The following is a 6,444-nucleotide window of genomic DNA, read 5'->3' on the forward strand; positions in this document are numbered from 1 at the left end:
GCCGGTCGTCGCCGGCTCAGTCGTCCGACGGCGAGGGGCCGGTCCCCTCACCCGACCCGTCGGCGACGGCCTGCGGTCCCGACTGCGACTGCGCGGCGGGAGTCGCCTCGGGCGGCGCGTCGCCGCCGCGGCCGCCCTGACCGACGTCGAACCGACCGACGAGGTCGTTGAGCGACTCGGCGGACTCCGACACCTGCTGGATGTTCCGCGTCACCTCGTTTATCGCGGCGGTCTGTTCTTCGGTCGCCGCGGAGACGGTCGCCGTCTCCGAGGTCGTCTCCTCGCTCACGCTCGACACGTCGTCGACCATCGAGACGACCTCCTCGGTCGAGACGGCCTGGTTCTCGGTCGCCTGCGAAATCTCCTCGACGCCGTGTTCGGCCTCGCGAATCGCTCCGGAGATGTGGTCGAACATCTCGATGGCGTCGCCGATGGTCTCGGACCCGCTCTCGACGCTCTCCTGCATGGACTGCATGTCGTCGACCGTGTCGTCGGCGCGGTCGCGCACCTCGTCGATTTGCGCTTCCACCTCGTCGGTTGCCTGACTGGCCTCCTTCGCCAGCGCCTTGATTTCGTTGGCGACGACGGCGAAGCCCTCGCCGGCCTCGCCCGCGCGGGCGGCCTCGATGGAGGCGTTGAGCGCGAGCAGGTCCGTCTGCTCCGCGATGTCGTTGATGAGTTGGACGATTTCGTTGATTTCGCCGACCTGCTCGCCGAGGGCTTCGACCCGCTCGACGGCCTCGTCGGCCTCGCTCTCGATGGTGGATATCTCGTCGGTCGCCTCCGCGGCGTGCTCGCGCCCCTCGTCGGCGAGCGACACGGCCTGGTTCGCCGACTGGACAACCCCGTCGGCGGAGGCCGCGACCTCCTCGATGGTCGCAGAGAGGTCGTTCATCTCGTTTGCGACCGTCTGGAGCCGTTCGGTCTGCTGTTCCGCGCCGTGGGCGATTTCCTCGACCGACCGCGCGGTCTCCTGGCTCGCGGACTCGATTTCCTTCGCGCTCGACACCGTCTCGTTGCTCACCGCCGCGAACTCGTCGGCGACGGACTGCACCTCGACGAAGCCGTCTTGGAGCTTCTGAATCCCGGTGTCGAGGTCGGTCATGATGGCACCGAACTCGCCGGGGAGGTCGGTCCGGAGGTTCTGGTCGAGGTTGCCGTCTCCGAGTTCCGTCCCGGCGGTTCGAAGCGCCGAGACCTGCTGTTGGAGGTTCCCCTGCATGTCGTCGAACGCCTCGACGAGTTCGCCGAGTTCGTCGTCGTTGGCGTCGATGTCGCCGTCGTCGTCGAACCGGCCGCGGGCGAGCGACTGGGCGCGGTCCCGAAGCGCCTCTATCGGCTCCGAGAAGTACCGCGCGGCGACGTAGCCGACGCCGACGACGACCACGATGAGGCCGACGATCAACAGGAGCATGATGTTCCGGGCGGTGTCTGCTCGGTCGTTCATCGCCTGACCGAGCTGTTCGATCGGGCCCGTCACGTCGGACTCGGGGACGGTGGCGACGAGTTCGTACTGACCGTTCCCGAAGTGGAGCGGCGCGTAGCCGACGAAGTAGCGGGCCGATTCGCCGCCTTGGCCGGTCGTCTCGTGGGTGGTTAGTCCGCTCTGGCCGACGATTGCCGTCACGTTCTCGGCGATTTCGGACTCGGCGGAGCCGAGCGACTCCTCCGAGTCGGTCAGGAGGCTCCCATCCTCGCTCACGATGGTCAGGTGACCGGACTCACCGACCTGGATGTCGTCGATGAGCGTGTTGAGGAGCTCGAAGTTGAACTGGAGCGTGATAGTCCCCGCGAGTTCTCCCCCGCGGTAGACCGGGGCGGTGACGTAGACGGCGGACTCGCCGTCGACGGTCATCACCTCGCTGACTTGGATTTCGCCCTCCTGAAGCTCGGTCGCGGTCTGGAACCAGTCCTCGTCCGCGAACGAGGTGCCGGACACCGACTCGGTGGCGATACCGCCGTCCGTGCGCGTCGCTTGGACGATGCCCTGTCCGTTCTCGTCGGTGAACAGAATCTCGTCGTAGGCGGGGTGTTCCTCGCCGTCGATGGTCACGGCGCGGGTTTCGAGGTAGCTCCGGAACGAGTCGTTAATCTGGTTGCGGGCGTCGGAGACGGCGGCCGTCTGCAGTTCGTAGTAGTAGACGCTCGGCGCGAGCACCCAGTCGAAGTCCTCGTGGTAGGCGTACGAGACGAACTTCTCCTCGACGGGGTTGCCCTCCTGTGTGGTGTCTTCCCACTCGTACTCGACGCTGCCCCAGTCCTCGCCGTTGCGGACGGCGGCGTTCGACTCGATTTCGGCGGGCACCTGATTGAACGCCGCTATCCCGGCGTCGTCGACGGCGTTGACCCCGTCTTCGAGGCTGTGGTGGACGACGAAGTCGAGGTCGCTGTCGAGGATGAACGCGTAGCCGGTCGAGCCGACGTAGCCGGGGTAGAACGAGTCGGAAAGCGTCCCGCTCTGTTGGACGCCGTCTCCGGCGGTTCCGGCGATTCGCGCTTCGACCCGGTCTTTCACCTGCTGTTGCTCCGTCGGTGTGAGTTCGTCCCAGTCCTGTCCGCCGTACTGGTTCGCAAGAACGGTCTCTTTCGTGGTCTCGACGGTGGCGCGCATCTGAAGCGCCATGTAGCCCAACTGCGCTTGGCTCTGTTCTTGGACGAGTTCCATCTCCCCGTCGCGGGCGGCCTCGTAGTTCTGCACCGGTGCCGAGTCAGCCAGCGCGAGGGCGTCGATTCGGCGGGCGTCGAGGAGGTTCTGTATCTCTTCTTGCCGGGCGGCGACGGTGTGGTTCAGGTCGGTGGTGATCTGCCCTTCCAGCGTGGCCTCGCTTTGGTCTTGGGCGTAATTTCCAATGCTATTCATTCCTTGGACGCCCGCGACGCCAACGACTGCTACGGGAATCAGCGAGATGGCGAGACAGAGCGCGATGAGTTTCGTTCGTATTTTCATGGTGTGGTTGATATCGGCGAATTCCGGCGTCCCCCAATACGCGCCGAACAGCCGGTTCGTGGCCGAATTGCTCTGAGTGTAGCTCTGCGAAAACAACCGTATAAAACTCACTCGCCAATTATCATCGGCGGTATTCGAACGTCGAACTACTTCGAGTCCCCGTCAAATAGCGGGTCGATTCCTCACTCGATATTGCAGTAATCACTCAACACGTTTCGAACCATTGTCACGAAACAGCAACAATTGCGACGGTGGGAGAGCCACACCGCCCGTCGGACCCTACCGCGGCGTCTCCGTCCCCCACTTGTCGAGGGCGACGGCGAGTTCCGGCGTCTCCTCGGCGGCCTCGGTGATAGGCCGCCCTTCCACGTAGGCGTCGATGGCCGAGCGAAGCGCGACCGCACCCGCGCGGGTACCGTCGGGGTGACCGTGGATGCCGCCGCCGAGTTGGACGCAGACGTTCGTCCCCGTGGCGTCGAGCAGGTCGGGGAGCAAACCGGGGTGGAGACCGCCCGAGGCGACCGGCAGCACGTCGGTCGTTCCGTACAGGTCGCCCGTGAGCCAGTCGTTGATGCCCACGGTGTCCTCGTTTGCGAGTTTGCCGAGGCCGGCGGTGCCGGTGTGGAGTTGGTCGACGCCGCAGAGGCGACTTATCTGCGCGAGCACCCGCATCGAGACGCCGTGGGACGGGAGCCGGTCGAAGGCGGCGTGCATGGCCCGGTGGGCGTGAATCGCCAGCCCGTGTTTCTCGGTGCGCTCGCGGACGGTCTGGAGGCCCGCCCAGCCAGCGGTGATGATGTCCACCATGACGTACTCGCCGCCCTGCGCGGCCACCTCGTCGACGCGGTCGAGCATCGTCTGGGTGTCGGCGGTGACGTTGATGAGGTACGATTTCTTCTCGCCCGTCTCGTCCTCGGCGTCGTCGCGGAGCGACAGCGACTCGGTCAGGCGGTCTGAGAAGGGGTTGAACGCCTGGTCGGTCAGGTTCTCGTCGTCCTTCAGGAGGTCGACGCCGCCGACCCACGCGTCGTAGCCGACCTGCGCGTGCGCGGCGGTCGAGAGGCCGACTTTCGGCTTGGGGACCGTCGCCGTGATGGGGCGGTCGGTGACGCCGAATATCTCCTCGCGGACCGACGACCCGTACAGCGGGCCGGGGTACGCCGAGACGACCGACTCGGGCCACTCGCAGTCGAGGAGGCGAATCGTGTCGACCGCCTTCATCCCCATGATGTTGCCGGCGATGCACGACAGCACCTGCGGCATGTTTCCGGGTTCGAACAGGCCGGCGGGGTAGGCGACTCGAATCAGGTCGCCGTCGATGTCGAACGTCGTCGCGCCCATGTCGGTGAAGTCCGCGCCGGTCTGGAGGGCTGCCCACGTGCCGTTGGAGGACTCCGAGGCCACGCGACTCGCCGCCGCCTCCGTCGACATCCCCGTCGCGGGGTCGATGCGGAAGGTGCAGACGAGGTCCTCGTCGGTCGGTTCGTACTCGAGGTCGAGGAAGTCTTCGTACGTGATACCCATAGCTTCGCCTACGCCCCCGCGAAGCTTAAAACGGCATCCCGAAGCGCCTTTGGCCCCTCGATGCGAAGGAAGACGGTTCGACGCGTAGCGGAGTCATCACGGGTGTCTCACGTGGTCGGCCCCGCGTCAGGGCGACAGCAGCGCCCGGACCTCGCGGAACTCGGGCACGTCCGCGTCGAGGGCGGTACAGAGGGCGTCGGCCGCGCCCAGCAACCACTCGGCGCGCTCCACGCGGGACTCCACGTCGCCCGGCCCGATTCGGTAGCGCTCGACGAGTTCCTCGATGTCCGAGCCCTCGGTCCACTCGTGGAGGATGCGGGCGGTCTTGACCGCCGTCAGCCACTCCTCGAAGGGGTCGGCGTCGTGCATCGCGGTGGTGAACTCCGCGGCGTGGCTCCGGGCGTACTGGTACATGAGCGCCCGCTCTCGGTTGCCGAGGTAGGTGTCGTGCATGTCCGGCGTGTCGCAGACGACTTCGAGGACGGTCCGGGCGGTGACGTGTTCGTCTGCCATCTCCTCGATGGTGCGGATGCCCGAGACGATGCGCGCCCCGGTCGTCGGTGAGATGTACTGCCTGGACGTCTGTGCGCCCAGCGTCGTCGCCGACAGCGTTCCCTTCGTCACGTCGAGCAACTCCATCGCTTCGAGGTCGGAGACCACGTCGGCGACGAGTTCCGCGAGGTCCACGCTCGGGTTCTGGTGGGCGTAGTAGGTCGCCGAGAACACGTCGGCGACGCCGTCGAGGCTGTCGGCGAACCCGGAGGCGACGACCGAGAGGACGTGCGTCCGGAGCGCCTCGGGGTCGGCGAACTGCGAGTCCACGGCCTCGGCGTCGGCGGTGACGTAGCGGTCGAACAGTTCGGTTTTCGTGTCCGCGTCGCCGACGAGGACCGCCTCGCCGAACGGGTCGAGGTGCGGGCGGCCGGCGCGGCCGCACATCTGGTGCACGTCGAGGACGGGAATCCATTCCATCGCGTCGCCCGTGTAGCGCTTCTGGTCGCGGATGACGACCCGGCGAGCGGGGACGTTCACCCCGGCGGCGAGCGTCGGCGTCGCGCAGATGACCGCGAGCCGGCGGTCCCGAAAGGCGTTCTCGACCGCGACCCGGTGGGCGCTCCGCAACCCGGCGTGGTGGAAGCCGACGCCGGTGCGGGCGCACTCCGAGAGCTGGCGGCCGGTCGCGGTGCCGCCGAGTTCGTCGAGTTCGTCGCCGAGGGCGGGCGCGGGCGAGAGGTCCTCGTCGGCGAGGCGGTCGGCGAGCGCCTCGGCCTCGCGGCGCGACCGGACGAACGCGAGACACTGCCCGCCGGTCTCGACCGCGTCTTCGACGAGCGCGACGGTCGCCTCCGTGGCCTCGTCGTCGTTCGGGCCGGTCGGGGGGACGGCCACGTCGAGGTCCGTGCCGTCGTCGAACGCGACGGTCTCGTCGGCGTAGACGCCGGTGCGGAGCGAGACGGGTCGCCACGTGCTCTCGACTAACGCCGCGTCGAGCCAGTCGGCGATGGCCTCGGGGTTGTCCACGGTCGCCGAGAGGGCGACGAGTTGGAGGTCGGGGACGCGGCGCTGGAGCGTCGAAAGCGTCACTTCGAGCGTCGGTCCGCGCCCCGGCGCGCCGAGGAGGTGGACCTCGTCGACGACGACGCAGGCGAGGCGTTCGACCCACGGCGCGCCGTTTCGAATCGCGGAGTCGACCTTCTCGCTCGTGGCGACGACGATGTCGTGGTCGCCGAGTTCCTCCTCGGCCGCGTCGAAGTCGCCGGTGGAGATGCCGACGCTCACGCCGGGGAGTTGGTCGAACGTCTCGTACTTCTCGCGGGCGAGCGCGCGAAGCGGGACGATGTAGAGCGCCGGTCCGTCGGCGGTGAGCATGGCGAGTTCCGCGATGAACGTCTTGCCGCTGGCGGTCGGAATGGCGGCGACGACGCGGCCGCCCTCCGCGACGCCGGCCTCGGCGGCGGCGACCTGCGGCGGGG

Annotated in this window: 3 protein-coding genes and 1 pseudogene; all 4 read right to left on the reverse strand. The window is 67.7% G+C overall.

Translation table 11 applies throughout. From position 1 onward, the window contains the following. Window positions 1–16 precede the first annotated feature (16 nt). A complete protein-coding gene (locus AUR65_RS20525) occupies window positions 17–1,222 on the reverse strand; it encodes a methyl-accepting chemotaxis protein (protein WP_394337332.1) in 1,206 nt (401 codons plus the stop codon). Then, a pseudogene (locus AUR65_RS20530) lies at window positions 1,214–2,947 on the reverse strand (cache domain-containing protein); the annotation flags it as partial. The pseudogene AUR65_RS20530 and the gene AUR65_RS20525, both read right to left, overlap by 9 nt. Window positions 2,948–3,226: 279 nt before the next feature. Next, entirely contained in the window at window positions 3,227–4,471 is a 1,245-nt protein-coding gene (rbcL, locus tag AUR65_RS01065; RefSeq protein WP_058565958.1) for a type III ribulose-bisphosphate carboxylase, read from the reverse strand. 126 nt (window positions 4,472–4,597) lie between these two features. Continuing rightward, window positions 4,598–6,444, reverse strand: a 1,847-nt coding sequence (locus AUR65_RS01070; RefSeq protein WP_058565959.1) for a DEAD/DEAH box helicase, incomplete at its 5' end; no start/stop codon positions are given.

Source organism: Haloferax marisrubri (genome assembly GCF_001469875.2).
Taxonomy (GTDB): domain Archaea; phylum Halobacteriota; class Halobacteria; order Halobacteriales; family Haloferacaceae; genus Haloferax; species Haloferax marisrubri.